This is a genomic window from Sulfurospirillum diekertiae, assembly GCF_011769985.2.
GTDB classification, from domain to species: Bacteria; Campylobacterota; Campylobacteria; order Campylobacterales; family Sulfurospirillaceae; genus Sulfurospirillum; species Sulfurospirillum diekertiae.
This window is the reverse complement of sequence record NZ_CP039734.2, coordinates 2,710,010-2,726,692: the sequence shown is the minus strand read 5'-3', so window position 1 is coordinate 2,726,692 and position 16,683 is coordinate 2,710,010. Positions and strand designations below refer to the sequence as shown.

Annotated in this window: 14 protein-coding genes; 4 read left to right on the top strand and 10 right to left on the bottom strand. The window is 38.8% G+C overall.

What is annotated here, in order from left to right; genetic code table 11:
* The first annotated feature begins 5 nt into the window (after positions 1 to 5).
* Both FA584_RS14025 and FA584_RS14020 read left to right on the top strand, forming a co-directional pair.
* The gene (locus FA584_RS14025; RefSeq protein ID WP_167749876.1) at positions 6 to 974 is read left to right on the top strand and encodes a DUF3137 domain-containing protein; all 969 of its coding nucleotides are present in this window, start codon (positions 6 to 8) and stop codon (positions 972 to 974) included.
* Positions 975 to 1,430 (top strand): flagellar basal body-associated FliL family protein, encoded by a 456-nt coding sequence (locus tag FA584_RS14020; protein ID WP_167749875.1) that lies wholly within the window; start codon positions 975 to 977, stop codon positions 1,428 to 1,430.
* Here FA584_RS14020 and FA584_RS14015 read toward each other — a convergent pair.
* From FA584_RS14015 to FA584_RS13970, 10 genes are all read right to left on the bottom strand, one after another.
* On the bottom strand, positions 1,414 to 2,436 hold the full coding sequence (locus FA584_RS14015) for an MFS transporter (protein WP_245394674.1): 1,023 nt from the start codon (positions 2,434 to 2,436) through the stop codon (positions 1,414 to 1,416). The genes FA584_RS14020 and FA584_RS14015 overlap by 17 nt on opposite strands.
* A 65-nt stretch (positions 2,437 to 2,501) precedes the next feature.
* A complete protein-coding gene (locus FA584_RS14010; RefSeq protein WP_167749873.1) occupies positions 2,502 to 2,963 on the bottom strand; it encodes an RDD family protein in 462 nt (153 codons plus the stop codon).
* 6 nt (positions 2,964 to 2,969) lie between these two features.
* On the bottom strand, positions 2,970 to 3,578 hold the full coding sequence (gene pyrE / locus FA584_RS14005; protein ID WP_167749872.1) for an orotate phosphoribosyltransferase: 609 nt from the start codon (positions 3,576 to 3,578) through the stop codon (positions 2,970 to 2,972).
* A gap of 8 nt (positions 3,579 to 3,586) precedes the next feature.
* Complete coding sequence (frr, locus tag FA584_RS14000) at positions 3,587 to 4,147, bottom strand: ribosome recycling factor (RefSeq protein ID WP_096047740.1); 561 nt, start codon at positions 4,145 to 4,147, stop codon at positions 3,587 to 3,589.
* Entirely contained in the window at positions 4,134 to 5,090 is a 957-nt protein-coding gene (locus tag FA584_RS13995) for a polysaccharide deacetylase family protein (RefSeq protein ID WP_087439777.1), read from the bottom strand. The genes frr and FA584_RS13995 overlap by 14 nt, the downstream gene beginning before the upstream one ends.
* 6 nt (positions 5,091 to 5,096) lie before the next feature.
* Entirely contained in the window at positions 5,097 to 5,432 is a 336-nt protein-coding gene (gene secG, locus FA584_RS13990; protein WP_087439776.1) for a preprotein translocase subunit SecG, read from the bottom strand.
* An 88-nt stretch (positions 5,433 to 5,520) separates the two neighbouring features.
* Positions 5,521 to 7,920, bottom strand: a complete 2,400-nt coding sequence (locus FA584_RS13985; RefSeq protein WP_167749871.1) for an HD domain-containing phosphohydrolase — start codon at positions 7,918 to 7,920, stop codon at positions 5,521 to 5,523.
* 2 nt (positions 7,921 to 7,922) lie between these two features.
* The gene (locus FA584_RS13980; RefSeq protein ID WP_167749870.1) at positions 7,923 to 10,139 is read right to left on the bottom strand and encodes a CHASE2 domain-containing protein; all 2,217 of its coding nucleotides are present in this window, start codon (positions 10,137 to 10,139) and stop codon (positions 7,923 to 7,925) included.
* 3 nt (positions 10,140 to 10,142) lie between these two features.
* Positions 10,143 to 11,447 carry a porin family protein gene (locus tag FA584_RS13975; protein ID WP_167749869.1) on the bottom strand — a complete coding sequence of 435 codons (1,305 nt, stop codon included), beginning with the start codon at positions 11,445 to 11,447 and terminating at the stop codon, positions 10,143 to 10,145.
* Positions 11,447 to 13,135: a FecR family protein gene (locus tag FA584_RS13970; protein ID WP_167749868.1), complete on the bottom strand. Its 1,689-nt coding sequence runs from the start codon at positions 13,133 to 13,135 to the stop codon at positions 11,447 to 11,449. The genes FA584_RS13975 and FA584_RS13970 overlap by 1 nt, the downstream gene beginning before the upstream one ends.
* A gap of 151 nt (positions 13,136 to 13,286) precedes the next feature.
* Here FA584_RS13970 and FA584_RS13965 point away from each other — a divergent pair, with 151 nt between their 5' ends.
* Together FA584_RS13965 and FA584_RS13960 are read left to right on the top strand one after the other, a co-directional pair.
* Positions 13,287 to 14,006 (top strand): methyltransferase domain-containing protein, encoded by a 720-nt coding sequence (locus FA584_RS13965; protein WP_167749867.1) that lies wholly within the window; start codon positions 13,287 to 13,289, stop codon positions 14,004 to 14,006.
* A 335-nt stretch (positions 14,007 to 14,341) separates the two neighbouring features.
* Positions 14,342 to 16,681 (top strand): molybdopterin-containing oxidoreductase family protein, encoded by a 2,340-nt coding sequence (locus FA584_RS13960; protein WP_167749866.1) that lies wholly within the window; start codon positions 14,342 to 14,344, stop codon positions 16,679 to 16,681.
* The last annotated feature ends 2 nt before the right edge of the window (positions 16,682 to 16,683 follow it).

Here is a 16,683-nt window from a genome sequence, read left to right as displayed (position 1 = left end):
AAATAGTGAAACCAAATCTTGCATCACTGCTGGATTATTATTATGAGTCAATGTACCCAGAGCTTAAAGCTTTGGAGGAAAAACGTTTAAGTACAATGGCGACTCTTAAAAAAGCTGCTTTTATTCTTTTGTTGATCTCTCTTATACTCTTTTTTGTCCTTCATCAGGCTTTTATGTTCAAACCACTTCATGCAGCACTTGTCTCAGGAATGAGCGCCTTTTTAATCTTTATGTTTATCTACAGGCATGAAAGTGCTGGTTATAGTATGTTGTTTAAAGACCAAGTGATAGAAAAAATTATTCATTTTTTAGACCCTTCACTCATCTACTCCAAAATGAGCTCTATCAGTGAATTAGAGTATCAACGGAGTGAACTCTTTTTAGCATCGTATGATCGTTTTGTGGGCAATGACTTAGTGATGGGGAAAATAGAGGGCGTGGATGTACGCTTTTGTGATTTACATGTAGAGCAAAAAGTACGGGATACAGACAATAAAGAGGAGTGGGTTGATATTTTTCAAGGGCTCTTTTTTATTGCGGATTTCAATAAAACCTTTCACTCTAAAGTCGTCGTTCTACCCGATATTGCAGAGCGTACATTTGGAGTGCTTGGTTCGTGGATGCAAGGAATGAATGTACAACGAGGAAAATTGATCAAGCTTGATCATCCAGAATTTGAAAAATTTTTTGTAACGTATGGGGATGATCCTATAGAGAGCCGTTATATTTTGTCGCATTCACTGATGGAAGAGATCGTGCAATTTCGTACGAAAGTAGGTAAACCTCTTTATCTCTCTTTTGTTGATTCAAAACTTTATTTGGCGATGCACTACACAAAACCATTGTTTGAGCCGATATTATCACATTCATTGTTAGAATTTACCTCTATTAAAGACTACTTTGAACTTTTGAACATGATTGTAAGTATTGTCAATGAATTTAAATTAAATGAAAAACTGTGGAGTAAACGATAAATGTTTAATGAAAAATTACTCAAATTCTCTTTAGCTTTTATTGCGTTATTGCTTATTATAGGTTTTTTAATACTAAATTATGTGCTCAAAGATGATAATAGCGAACCCTCTTATACATCACCTCCGATTGCAAAAAAGGCAAACAATCTAAGCACAGATGCTAGAGAAGTCAGTCTGGATACAATCTATATCAATATTAGATCCCAAAAATACAAGATTTTAAAAGCCGATATTGCTTTAGTTATGAAAAGCAATACCAGTAAAAAAGCATTGCAAGGTAATATGGATAATGTGCGTAATGCTGTTTTGCAGTATCTAAATTCTATGGATGCCAATGGTCTTGAAACCGTCAATGGGAAAGAGCGTCTTAAAGAAGAATTGATTGATATGTTAGAGAATACATTTGGGTATCAAATTGAGACGATTTACATTAAAAACTTTATTCTTTCTCCTTGAAAAGCATTAAGCTTCCTAGTGAAAGCAGTGCGATGAAGCTTGCATACAAGTAAAGATACTCACCGTAAAAATATCCTGCAAGTAGAGCCCCAACAAACCCTCCTAAACCAAAGGAAAATCCATAGTAAAATTGAGCGGCTAGTTTTTTATGAGTATAAAGTGTGTAAAGAAGGCTCAGAGCTGCGGTGTGATGCAGTGCAAAGCTAAAAGCATGCATGGATTGCGACAGGTATGAGATCCAAAGGGATGATGGAAAGGCAAACAGTAACAACCAGCGAAGTGCTGTTGTCAAAACTCCTAGTTTTACCAAGGTTAAAAGGCTAAAGCGTTTCAATAGAGGTGCTTGAAAATAGAACAGTATAATTTCACAAATAACACCAAATGCCCACAAATAACTGGTCATTTCAAGGCTGATACCATGTGCCGTTTCATAAATGGTAAAAAAGTTATAAAAACCCCCAAAACTGACTTGCATCAAGAAAAGACTGATCCATAAATACTTTACATGTAAAAAGTTAAAAGGCTCTTCTATCGTGGCATTCGCTGTTGTAAAATGTGCATTATTTTGGGTGAGCCAATAGGCAAACAAAGCCGTTGCACTAATGGCTAAAAGTAGGTAATGTAAGCCATTGGTGTAGTTTTCCAAGTGGCGTGCCAAGACAATGCCAATGAGCATAAAACCAATTGAGCCAAACAAACGTGATTTCCCAAAATGCTCTTTACGCAAGTGTTCCATCGCATAGGTTTCAATGTACGGCAATATCATACCCAAACAGGCTCCTAAAAGCATATTAGGAAGCATAAAGAGGTAGAAATGGTGAATGGTTGGGTAGAAGAGTATAATGGAAAGGATAGCGCCACTAAGGGCTGTGTAAAAGACTTTTTGGTTGAGCTCAAAATGTTTGAGGAAGAAAAAGGGTACAAAAAAACGCATCAAAGGGGCTAAGGCAAAAATAGCGCCAATTTGAAGTGCACTGTATCCGATCGTTTGCAAGATTTTTGGCATAAAAATAACATACACACTGGTGACAGAAAAGTACGAAAAGAAAAAACCAGAGATTTTAAAAAAGATCATTTCGCAATGGGAGCGGTTTGGCTTAAAATATCATAGAGCGCTAGATTGTCTTTACGTATCAATGGTAGAAAAAGTCCGATGATCGTAAAAGCGGTCAAAAGCATGAAAAGATAGCGTACAAGGAGTTGCATCAGAGAGGTTTTTTGCTGAGTACTTAGATCAATTAGTAAAAGATCATACGCTTTGTACCCAGGGGTTTGACCGTTTCGTTTGAGAAACAAAAGGGTAAGGGCGCCATAAGGAATGAGAATCAAAAACCACCCTTGAAGCATATGTGCGGCAAAGCCTTCCCGTGAGCCATAAACGAGATAAAAAACGATGTACAAAATCGGCATCAAAAGCATGAATGAGTCGACCACAAAGGCTTTAAAACGCTGGGTAAAGGATGCGATGGCGTAAGAAGGTAAAGAGCTTTTTCGCCCTTTTTGAATCCCTTTCTTACGCTCTCTCCATCGCATTAAAACTTAGTTTCCTCTACTGCCCGGTTTAATCGCTACGCTACCTTCTTTGCATAAAGGGCACTCGCTTGGCTCATAAATATCAAATTCAAAATCAGCCAATGCGAAAAAAGGTGCATCATTGGGAAGTTTACATGTAGGTTTTCCTGCTAGATCGCTTCCGACACGTTTACAAAAACCACGATTCGCAAGTGCTGCAAAACCCACGATCACGCCACCCATGCTTTCAGCCACTTTAGCCGCTTCCAAAGCAGAGCCGCCCGTGGTGATAATGTCTTCACAAACAAGGATTTTTTCGCCTTTTGAAACTTCAAAGCCTCTGCGAATCGTCATTTCACCATTGACGCGCTCCGCAAAAATAAAACGTTTTCCAAGGGCGCGTGCAAGTTCATATCCTGCCAAAACGCCTCCGAGTGCGGGAGAACAAATGGTATCGATTTTAAGGTTGGAAGCAGTAATCATTTTGGCTAATGCCACCGCTAATTGCTCAGCTACTTTGGGGTCTTCCAAGACTTTAGCACTTTGAAGGTAGTAGTGTGAGTGTTTACCACTGCTAAGTAAAAAGTGTCCCTCTAAAAGCGCATTGGCATCTTTATAAATTTTTTCAATCTGCATGGTTTGCCTTAAATTTTGAGAAGTTCAGATTCTTTTTCTCTGACGAGTTCGTCGACTTTAGAAACCGTAGCATCGGTGATTTTTTGCACTTCATCTTGTCCTTTTTTAGAACCATCTTCAGTAATCACTTTATCTTTTTCAAGTTTTTTGACTTGATCGTTAGAGTCTTTACGAACGTTACGAATTGCAATTTTGGCTTTATCACCCATTGCTTTGGCTTGTTTTGCACCTTCTTTGCGTTGCTCGGTTGTCATTGGTGGGAAAAAGAGTTTAATGGTTTCACCATCGTTGTTAGGATTGACCCCGATATTGGCTTGCATAATCGCTTTTTCGATCTCTCTGAGCATCTTTTTTTCCCAAGGAGAGATAGTAATGGTGGTTGCATCCGTGGCTAGAACTGTCGCTACTTGACTAAGGCCTGTTGGTGTTCCATAGTAATCGACATGAATGTTATCTAAAATAGTGGTAGAGACTTTACCACTACGAATGGTTATAAAGTCGCGTTTGAGTGCTGAGATACATTTTTCCATATGCTCTTTTTGTTCAGCATAGATTTTATTGAGTTCCATATTTATCCTTTACAAGTAGTTTCGTTGAAATTTTATTGCCCACAGAGACGATGATCCGTGTGCGATCTTTGGTGAGTATTTTATTGATTTGTGCTTCAAACACACCATCACTGAGACTCACTTCTTGATATCCATGTTCGCTAATGTAAATACCGCCCTTAGTCGAAGTGGTTTGTGCTTTTACATGTAAAGCGCCAAGTTTGCCATCACTGAGCAATACCGTAGGTTCAAACCAGGTGGCTTCAAGGGCTTTATATTTTAAAAATCCAGTTAAATCGCTTTTGCCAACCAGTGCGGAGCGGTCTAAATCAAGCGGATCGCTGAAACTTGCAACAGCACCCATAGTTTGGTTTAAAATAGCTTCAAAACCATAGCTTTGTGCAATGGCTTTTACTCGAGGGCTAAATTCGCCAAAAGGATAAGAAAAATAATGAGGCTTTAGACCAAGATGCTTTTCAAAAAGGGCTAATCCCTCATCAAAGTCTTTTTTAAGTGCTTCATTACTTAGTTCTGTCATATGGGGGTGGTTGAGAGAATGAAACTCTAAAGAGCCATATTTGGCTGTCTCTTTCAGTTGGTCCCAACTCATAAAATCACCGTATTTTTGCTCCGTTGCTCCAACATAGACGAACATGGTGAAGGGGTAGTGGTACTCTTTAAAGAGTGCTAGGCCATGTTCGTAAAAGCTTTTATAGTTATCATCAACGGTGAGAACAATCCAATTATCTGGAATTGTCTCTTTGTTGTGAAGTGCTTGGACTAGTTTTTCAAGGGGAATGACTTCGTAGCCATTTTTTTTAAAGTAGTCAAACTCTTTGCGAAGTTCTTCAAGTGTTGTATTGGTTGAGGGATATCTTGAATCGTTAAAACGATGGTAGATAAAGATATGGGCATCTGCCCATACCATGACACTCAAACATAATACAAGCCAAAAGGATTTCATGGCTAATTATTTAGCGCTAGGAGCTTCTGGGGCTGATGGAGCTGTTGTCACAGGAGCTGGAACACTTGGAACAACGCTTTTTTCAATTTTGATATCTTCAGCAATTGAAACTTTTTTAGTTTGGTTGTAAAAATAACCTAAAGCAAGGGTATTTGCAATGAAAAAGATTGCCATAACAAATGTAAATTTTGCCATAAATCCTGCTGGACCTTTTGCTCCAAAGAGAGATTCGTTACTTCCACTATAAGCGCCAAGACCAATAGATGAACTTTTTTGAAGGAGTACAGAAACAGTTAAAATAACGGTAAATACAAATTGTAATACCAGTAAAACGGTGGTCATAAGAGATGTCCTTTGTTTTCAAAATAATGTAGAACTAAGGATTATATCCAAAATGGGTTAAAAAATCATTTAACCAGTTGAAAAGCGCTTATAACATGTTAAAATCGACCGTAATTTCATCAATGCAACGTTCGGGTAAAAAAGCTTTTGCATATTCAAGATAGATGTTTGATGTATAGAGAAACTTGACCAACTCTTTGTCCAATTCACCTGCTTGTGCCATGGTATAAAGAATTTTCATAACCGTGGAGAGGGGCATACCCGCCTTATAAGGACGATCACTTGCTGTTAAGGCTTCAAAAATATCAGCAATGGCTAAAATACGTGCTTCAAAGCTAATTTCATCCCCTTTAAGTCCTTGAGGATAACCTTTTCCATTGAGCTTTTCATGGTGATTCCCTGAAATCTGCGGAATTTGTTGGTATTTTTTAGGGAAGGGAAGGCGGTTTAGAATATCAATACTGAGCTTCGCGTGATTGTTAATTATTTCACGCTCTTCTGAGGTTAGCGTTCCTTTTTGTATGCTCAAATGATGTGCTTCATCAGGTGTTAAAATTGTATAGATTTCATTCCCAATATGCCATGGATGCTCAGCGATAGCTTTAATATTTGCAGCTTTCTCATCACTGAGAAACTGTTCTCCATTGTTACTTGATTGGAGAAGTAAAAAGATTTCACGGAGTGTTTTGATCTGCTGTTCGTATGTTTTTTCTAAAGTTGTTACATCACCTATTTGTTTACCTTCTAAAAGAGCAATTTTGTCTTCTAGAAGTTTTACATGTAAAGCTTTTTCAATCGTTTGAATACGACTCTCAATGAGCACAATACGGTCACATAATGCTTCCAATTTGGTTGATTTATTGAGGATGTGTTCGGGTGAAGCCAGTTTTCCAATGTCATGCATTAAGGCCGCAAAATTGATCTGTTTGATCTCTTCGGTATTAAAATGCTTATGGGCGTATGTGATTGTATCGCGATTGATTGCTTCGGCAAGCATGACACTGAGTTTGACCATACGTTTGATGTGCCCAGCAGTATAAGGTGATTTTTTGCTGATTGTAAAAATGATACTTTTAAGGAAGCCTTCTAAAAGATTTTCAAGCCCTTGAATGAGCGAGGTATTAGTAATAGCGATTGCCGCTTGTGAAGCGAGCGATAAAGTAATTTTTTCATCTTCATTGTTAAAAGGGATGACTTCTTGTTTATAATCATTTTGCTTGTTAAGCAGTTGCAACACACCTATAATTTCGTATTCATGGTTTTTGAGAGGAATAACTAGCATGGATTTTGAGCGATAACCTGTTCCTTGATCAAACTTTTTGGTTCCTTCAAAGGAAAATCCCACTGCTTCATAAACATCGGGAATATTAACAAGGCGATCTTCTAAGACACAGGTCGCTGCCACCATCGCTTTATTGGGCGTTCCATCTTCAAGGTAGAGTGGCAAAGGTGCCCATGTGATCTTTCCACTTGTACCGCCCATCTTAATCTTTAAAGAGTCCGTTTGGATGACTTTAAAACGAAGTTCATTTTTTTCTAATAAATAAAGTGTTCCTCCATCGGCATTGGTAAGATTTTTGGCTTCCGTGACAATCATTTCTAAAAGATTTTCAAGGCTTTCATTGGCAGAGAGAGCGGTTCCAATTTGCGTTAATTTTTGAACACGTTCATCATTGGTATGGCTAGACATCATTTGGTGTAGTAAACCAGTGGCGATATCTATTTTTTCTCCATCACACAAAATGGATTTTTTTGCAATGCCCATATCTTCCAATTCTTTGACAATCAGGTCTGCGTAGAAAGGCTTGAGATGGTTAATGTAGAGATGGAGGTCATCACGTTTAAGCAGTTTTATTAATCCCTCTTGAAGAAAATGAGGTGTGAGATGTTTGCTTTCAGCTGCGACATGAGAGAGCTGATTGGGAAATGAGACATCGATGATCAGTGCTTTGATGGAAAGGTTTTCGTTAAGGATGTTCCAAAGCGCTTCATTATGAAAAGTGTCGCCTGAAAAGAGTATGCTGCTTCCTTGTTGCTCAATGATATAACCACAACAGGGTACGGCATGATTGGCTGGAATGGGAGTGAGTGTAATGTTCTCTTCAATGAAATAACGTTTATAGGGCTCTATCTCAATATAGGTGATAGCAGGACATTCACAATGTGTTAGATTGATTTTACTAAAATCTGGCCAGACCATATCATTAAAAAGATGTTTTTTGATAGCTTTAATGGTTTGGGGAAGTCCATAGAGGTAGAGTGTCTCTTTGCGTTGTGTAAAAAAATTATCAATAAGAAAAGCACTGTCTATAATGTGATCGAGGTGTGCATGTGAGAAAAAAATACGGTTTACATGTAACGCTTCAGTGCCTAGAGCATACATAATATTGCCAGCATCAATGATTGTATTGGGCGTGACTTGGATACAGGTTGTAAAACTTTGTTTAGATCTACTACCGTTTGCACCTAGAATGTGAATTAAACTCATCGTTATCCTTTGGTGGTGTGTACAAAAACACCATTAAATGAAGAAGGTGGAAACGCGATATAGTGCAAACAGCGTTCAATATACAGAGGATAGATTGCCTCATTGGTTTTATTTTCTCTTCGATTCAATGCTTCAAAACATTTGAGTGCTTCGGTAAAATCAGCTTTTCTATAAAGTTCAATGGCTTCGTGGTGTAAACGTAATTCCTCTTGGAGCTCTTCATACGATGTTGCGTAAAGCGGCTCGGTTTGGAGTGTATCAAAATCATGGATTTGCCATACTTCTATAGGTTCATGTTTGCCTTTAACGGTTACTAAATCTAAGAAGCGAAAGAGGTAAGCACCTTTGAGTTTATTTTTGGTGAAATGGGAAATAGTGAGGTGCGAATGATAGTATTTGCATAATGATTCAAGCCTTGAGCCTAGGTTAATGGGATCGCCAATGACCGTATAATCACTTCTATTGCTTGTTCCCATCTCCCCAACAATGGCAACACCTGTATTGATACCAATACCAATGTCGATAATAGGCACTCCTTTTTGATCTGCCATAGCCGTAATGGTTTCAAACTCTGGATTGGTACGAATAGTGGCATTGAGTGCCTTGAGATGATGAAGTTGTTGGAGTGCAGCAGTGACAGCTTTATCCGCATGATTAGGGGTGCTAATAGGTGCATTCCAATACGCCATAATCGCATCGCCGATAAATTTATCGACTGTGCCTCCTTGGTGAATGATAATTTGACTCATGGGATCCATATAGGCATTCATCAGATGAATAAGATGTTTTGGCTCACCTGCTGCTTCTGAAATACCTGTAAAGTTACGTAAATCGGAAAAAAAGATGGTGATCTCTTTTTCGATACCTTGTAGAATATCATCTCCACTAGAGAGAATATTGTTCATAACGGCAGGGCTGACTTTACTTGAAAATTTATGTTTAATAAGCTCTTTTTGACGAATTTCTAAAAAGTAGTTCATGGCTTGTCCCACAATAAAGAGAATGTTAATGGCAAATAGCGGCAAAATCGTATTGAGTAAAATACCTTGATATACCATGCAATAGTAATGCGTGATGACGACGATGAGGTTAAGTATCACAAGGGCGATAAAACTAAAAAATGCACTAGGAACCAGTAACGCCACCAAGGTAACGATTGAAAGTATCACGATACTGAGTAGATCGACACCGCGCGCCCAAATAGGTTGTGAAATGTAATCTTCATGGAGCATATTATCAATCGCATTGGCATGAACCTCTACCCCTGCGTAGACACTTTCAAATGGTGTACTTCTTAGATCCAAAAGACCCGCTGCAGAAGTGCCTAAAAGGGCTATTTTATCTTTTACATGTAAAGGATCAACGCTATTGTTATAGACATCAATGGCAGAAATATAGCGGTAGCTGTTTTGACCTCCGCGATAGTTCACCATTAAGCGTCCAAAAAAGTCTGTGGGAATAATATGTTCACCAATTTCAATTTGGCGCAGCCCATTTTCATCATACACAATGTGGATTTTTTTTTCACCAAGCGCAATGCGTACCATTTCTAGGCTCAAAGAGGGGTAGAGAACACCATCATATTCCATCACTAACGGAACACTTCGTACGATGCCATCGTTATCAGGAATCGTGTTGAAATAGCCACTTGAGTAAGCTTGTTTTTGAATCTGAGGAATGTTGAGAATGGCACGGTATGGCTTAATCAAAGAAGAGCGTTTGGGGCGGTTTTGCTCTACAAGAATTGCCGCTGATTTTGGATTGCCTTCTGGTTGGATCGAGTCAGGTGTGAGCGCAAAAACATAGCCCACAACGGTAGGTGTATGCGCAATCGTTTCGGCAAAAATAGCATCGTAATCAGGTACATCTTTATGGGGCAATCCCAATTGTGCTAAAACTTTTTGAGGAGAGCTGCTATCGGCTTCGGCGAAAACGACGTCGAGTCCTACAATGGCAACGCCAAGATCGGAGAGATTTTGCAGAAGTTTTGCTATTTTATCGCGACTCCAAGGCCATTGTCCCAATGCCTTGAGACTCTTTTCGTCGATGTCTATAATCACAATATTTTCATCGCCTGTGATTTCACCTCTACTTTGCAGCATCCTATCTTTAATTTTATACTCAAAAGGAAGCCAAAAGGAGCTTTCATAAAGATAGCCTACAACACTCCCTGCCATAACGATGAAGCTAAAAAGGAGTTGAAGTAGGCTTTTACGCATAGGCTAGAATGCCCACATAATGCTAGCAAGTGCGTTTATCTTATCGTAAGTATAAGGATCGTGATTCGAGTGATTGTTGCTATACATGACACTGGCTCCCAAAGAGAGGTTCTTTTGGAGTGTGTAGCCAAAAGAGAGTTCATATTGGTCTTTGTCATCTTGGCGCTTAGTCAAGAAAATAGTATCCACATCGTCATAGTTGGTTGAAGTGCGGGTATAACCTAAAGAACTTCTAAAATCTTTGGTAAATTCTTTAGAGAGATCAAGCCCGTATTTCCACTCTTTATCTTGCACATCGGTGCGCACAGACTCTACTTCTTTGTTAATGCCATAACTGGTATGAAGTCCTAATGCAAAGAGGTTTTCGCCGATGATACGTCGATAATTGATAAAGAGCAGATGTGCATTGACATCGTATGTCTCATCGTGATAATACCCTCGCTTAAAGCTATAGCCCCCCTCAATTTGAGAGAGCGGGTCAAGAAGATAACTGCTTTTAACGCCTGCTCCAATATTGGCAAGATAGCCTTTGCCATCGATATAAACACGATCAAATGTGACAGGAAGTGCTACGGTAGTTTTATCTTCACTCCACGTTGGTGCACTTGAGAGTGAAAAGAGAACGAGGTTGTTTAGGCTCGATTGGGAGTAGAGTTTATCGTAAGCTATGAAGCTGTTTTCCAAACTCCATCCACCGCGATCACCAAAGTCATAACTGTGGTTGAAAACAAACGTTGAAAAACCATAGCCATCTCCATTTTTTGCATTACCTGAGATCGGGATATTTAAAGCGGGTATGGTGAACTGTTTTGCGCCGATATCATTATTGACATTACTATCGTATCCTCCACCTACAATGAGGGCTCCTCCAAAGCGATGGCGGCTCAGATTTTCATCAATGGTGTGTTTAAATGCCATAGCGGAGTCTCGTACATCGCTAGGAAGTTGTTCATTCAAGACGAGGTCGAGTTCACTTTGTGCAAGCTCTAACTGTTTGCGTTCAAAGTAGAGGCGTGCCATTTCAAGGTGAGTACGTGTGTGTTTTGGGTTGAGAATCAGCACACGATCAAATGCTGCGACAGCCTCGTCATAATGACGAAGTTCTAAGGCACATCGTCCCACAAAAAAGTTAATTTCGGCGTTGTTGGGTGTTTGTTCAAAAAGCTGTTCAAAAAGTGAATATGCCGTAGCAAAGTCATTTTGAGTATAGGCTTTTTGAGCCGAACTATAAAGTTCTCCAGATGTTGGTTCTTGTGCCAAAAGGTGTGTCCCAAGAAGAGCAATGAGTGCGATATGTGAGAGTTTCATTATTTGACCGCCTTAAAAACGCCCGTAGCGGTATTGGTGCCCGCTGTTGCACTAAATGTTCCGCCGACAACTTGAACCTCATTACCATAGAACTGACCTCTAATGGTGCTGAGGCTAGCATTATTGGTAGTACCATTAATAGCCACATTCGCTTCTTTTTGAAGATTAAAGCTACCTCCTTCAATCGTGCCAGAAGGGAAAATTTTCCATGTTTGCGGGGTTGCCTGATTGGTTTGGAATTGAATATAACTGGTATTTAAGAGACTACCACTCCCCGCCCCAAAATTAAAATTTAATTTGACATCATTGTTGTTGGTGGGGTTAATGCTGTAGTTGTTGACTCTATCGCTGACCGACCCGATAACATGACCATTATAGGCATAGGATGTGGCGGATGTCTCGTGAATTTTAGTGGTAATATAATTATTGGCGGTATCGGCATCTACATTTTTACCTGCAACCCAATAGTTAGTGCTGCTTAGGAGTTTACTGTCATTATTGATTTTCATTGCCCAGTACCCCCATGAAACATAGTCATTGGTATAGGTATTTTCGGTTTGCATCCAACCTGCTTGTGAGTCAAAATTTTTGATGGAAAATTCATCTTTATTTTTATAGGTCATTGTATTGGAATCTTTGACTTTGGCTAAAGATACAGGGTAGTTAACATCACCACGATCCAATAAAATAGAGCTATCGGTGGTGATACTATCATCACTCGTATCAAGATTAAGTGTCAAAGTATCTGTGGCACTGGTTCGCGTCATACCATCTTGAGTGTATGTGGAAGTTGCAATACCAACGAGATTAATGATGCCAGCTGCATGAGTAGCCGCTTGTAGTGGTGGATTAAAGGTTGGATATGTCAAATTTCCATTGTTTCCATTGTTGTTGAAAATTTCTTCTACATGATTAGTGATAGCGTGAGCGATATTGGTTGAAGTATTGGTTTGAGAAGCTTGCTCTGCTAATGCTGGCATAGTAGGAGAGGGTGGTTGAATTTGTTGCTGTGGTGATGGCGGAGGTGGTGTATTTTCAGCTTCATTTTGTTCATGCTCTGGCAATGGTGGTCGTGCATTGATTGCCCCTTGGTACAACTGCTGTATTTGTTGTGGCGTCATAACTACAGGCGGCGGTGGCGGCATATTTGGACTTACGAGTGTAAAGTATCCCGAGCTTATAATAACACTACCATGATTATTCGAAACAACAATTTCTCCATCAAGGCATGCAAGAAGTTCTACAGTATTTTGTGAACCTTCTGCAGCAGCTGTACCTGCAACGGTTGTACCCCGAATACCAATCGTGGCAGTGGATGTTTCAAGTTTAAAATTTTCAGGTGCTTTTTTACCAATTTGTCCCGTGATACTTTTAAAAGTGCCTTGGCCAAATTTGAATTTGGCTTTAGGTTGTTCTGCATCATTAAGGTACTCTTGAATATTTAATACACTTTCACTACCCAGCGTAATGACCGTTTTATCTTCAAAGGTGAGCTGAATTTGACTGTTTGCACGTGTTGTGATGATGTCATGTTCTTCAAATGTTGCGCCACTGGTAAGCGAAACTATTTTTTGATTGCGGTTGGCGATAGCCTCGCCCTTTAAAAGTGAAACTTGACCGATAGCTGCCCAGACTGGTGTGCTTATTATAAGGCACATCAAAATACCTAAACGCCCGCATTTAGACATTTTTGCCCCTTTATTTTTATGATCATTTATTGTAGAAAAAATTATCTTAAACTTACATTGCTCATAGTTAAATTTTTTTACATGTAAAGGTCTCGTTTTTAAAAGAGAAGGCAGTATAATTTATTTAAAAAAGAGTGGATATTCTGTTAACATGATCGCAAAACATATCAAAGAATTTTCTAAAAATGCCTATCGTTACGATGATTACACTGCATTACAACAAGATATAGCACATTATTTAGTTTCCCATATTACAACTCAGCCTAAAACAATTTTAGATTTGGGGTGTGGAAGTGGTGCCGTATTTAAAAATATTACATGGCAGGTAGAGCGTTTTACAGGAGTGGACAGTGCTCAAGGTATGTGTGATCTTCACCCTACATGTAAAGAGGTTGAAATTATTTGTGAGGATTTTGAGGCACTTACATTGCTTTCAAAATTGACACCGCCTTACGATCTTTTGGTTTCATCTTCTGCATTGCAATGGGCCAATGATATCAAAGCGTTAATCTCCAAAATGGTCTTTACATGTAAAGAAGGGGCATTTGCTGTTTTTACCGATAAAACTTTCGAAACGATCTATGCGATGAGTCATCTGCCTACCTTTTTACCCAACGCAAAAAGCTTAGCCGAAATGTTTGAAACTCATTTTACATGTAAATATGAAATCAAAACATTTCGCCTCTTTTTTGATGACAATCTTTCAAAATTTCGCTACATCAAAAAAAGTGGCGTTAGTGGTGGGCAAAGAAGGTTAAATGTGACACAAACCAAAGCATTGATTCAAAATTATCCACATGAATATCTTGAATTTGAAGTACTTTTTATTTGGGGTATATCTAAAATATTTCAAAAGGTTAATAAAATATAACCAAAATTTATAAAAATGCCTATAATAAGTGTTTATCCTTAAATGAATAAATTTACTTTCATCGTATTTTTTTATCTAAAATTAGAAAAAAATGGCAAAAAAAGTTTACAAAAATTTACTTTATACCTAAAATATATCCAAATATCTCATAATTTATTACATTTTAAATCACCTAAAATAGGCGTTTATATAGCTTTTTGCATTTTATGATACTTTTTTTTATCTTTTGTAAGTTCTTTCTAAGATAGATGCTTTACAATGGATATACAAAGACGTACTTTTAAACCCAGTTTTAAAGTACGAAACTTAAAGGCAAAAGATAACAAGGAGACGCGATGAAAGTAGAGATCTCGAGAAGGAGATTTCTTCAAGGGAGTGTAGCGATGTCTATCGCTGGCGGAGTGAGCCTTAGTTCCTCTTCCATTATGGCGAGCGCTACATCACCAGCCAAAAAAGTTGGCAATGAAGATAAAAGAGTAGCAACATTATGTGAAATGTGTGTTAATAAATGTGCGGCAATTGCGCATGTACACAATGGAGTCGTTGAAAAACTTGATCCGAACCCACTTTTCCCAAAATCACGTAATATGCTTTGTGCAAGAGGCAATTCAGGTATTCAAGCACTGTATGATCCAGATCGTTTAAAGTATCCGTTAATTCGTGATGGTGAAAAAGGAAGTGGCAAGTTTAAGCGCGTCAGTTGGGACGAAGCATATGCTTACATTAATGAAAAACTCACCAAAATTTTAGATGAAGAGAAAGATAACCGTTCAACCGTAGCTTTTTGTGCGGGAGAAGGTATGGCAGAACATACGTTCCACAGTTTCTTTACGATGTTTGGTTCTTCTCATTTTCTTAACCATGTAAGTCTTTGTCTTGCAACAACCGTTTCAGGGTATTCACTCACCATTGGTGGTTATGGTCAAGCCGACTTGGACAATGCCAAGTATGTCATTATGGCAGGAGCCAATCGTGCGGAAGCCATTGTGACTCCCGATACCATGGATTTTTTCAAACGTACCAAAGGTCGTGGTGCAAAACTCGTAACCGTCGATCCTCGCTTTACCAATACTGCAGCCAAAAGTGACAAATGGCTTGCTATTAATGTTGGAACTGATTTAGCTTTTGTTCTAGCACTCACTTATGTTGCGATCAAAGAAGAGATTTACAATAAAGCGTTTGTTGAAAACTATTTTAATGGTTTTGATGCCTATAAAGAACATATTTTAAGTAATAACTACACTCCTGAATGGGCTGAGAAAATTACAGGTATTAAAGCAGCCGATATTTACCAAGTTGCACGTGATTTTATGGTGAATGCACCTCAATCAATTTACTACCAAGGAAGACGTACGACATGGTCTAAAAATGATTTCCAATTGCGTCGAGCTCAAGCGATCTTTTCAGCACTCGGTGGTGGTGTTGATATTAAAGGTGGTATCTGTTTTGGTAAAAGTTTAGCACTCGCCGAGCATGAAATTCCTTCTCCAATGTATGCACAAGCAAAACCAAGAATTGAAAAAGATGAAGCAGCCGTTGTGGGCGGTTCTGGTTCATGGGTCGCTTTTAGAAACATGGTGTTAGAAAAAAGAAGCCCCTATCCGATTCGTGCACTGTTTAACTACAAACACAATCCAATGCAAAATATGCCAAACAACGCTAAAACAGCAGAGTTTCTTAAAAACTTGGATTTAGTCGTTACGATTGATACGATGCCAAGTGATACCGTGATGCTCAGTGATGTTATCTTACCGGAGTGTACTTACTTAGAGCGAACCGATCCTGTTGTCTCTTTTGGGGGTATTGAGCCTTCTATAGCACAACGCAATAAAGTGGTTGATCCTATGTTTGAGAGTAAGCCGATTATGGAAATTATGCGTGGACTCAGCGCAAAACTTTCAAAACCACTGTTTGAAATCACAAAAAAATACGATGAAGATGTGCAATCATCCATTGAAGATGATGGCGAAGATAAAGTATATGGAGATTTTGATCTTACCAAGCCATTTGCTTCTTCACAAGAAGAGCTGAATGAGCATGCCGTTGCTAAGTATGAAGGTGCCGCAGAAATATTAAAAGAAAAAGGTGTCTTCTATCCTAATATGAATGAATATTTCAAAAAAACAGGTGTGAATGACTATGAATACTATCCTGATGCAAAACGCGCTTATTCTGTAAAGAATAATAAATTTGCTACGCCATCAGGTAAAGTTGAGTGTTCAGTCCCTGCACTTGCTAAAAAAGGTATTGATGCGATGCCTGTATGGAAAAAAGAGTATGAAATGGCTGTTCCTGCTGGTAAATTTAGATTTGTAACCGGTCGCCATGCTCAATTTACACAATCTGGTACATCTAACAATCGCATGTTGCTGAACCTTGTTCCTGAAAATTTTGCATGGATTAACAAACGTACAGCAGAAAAAATGGGTATCAAATTTGGTGATAAAATCGAAGTCGCCAGTAAAGTGGGTAAAACAACGATTAAAGCGTATCCAACCGAGAAAATTGGTCCCGATACACTCTTCTTTATCCATGGATTTGGCAACTACTCTGAAGCATTAACGCGCGCATATCATAATGGTGGTAATGATGCAGCGATTATTGAAGATAGCATTGAGCCAATGCATGGAGCCTCTTGTCTTCATGACACAATTGTAGAAATTAGAAAGGTTTGATT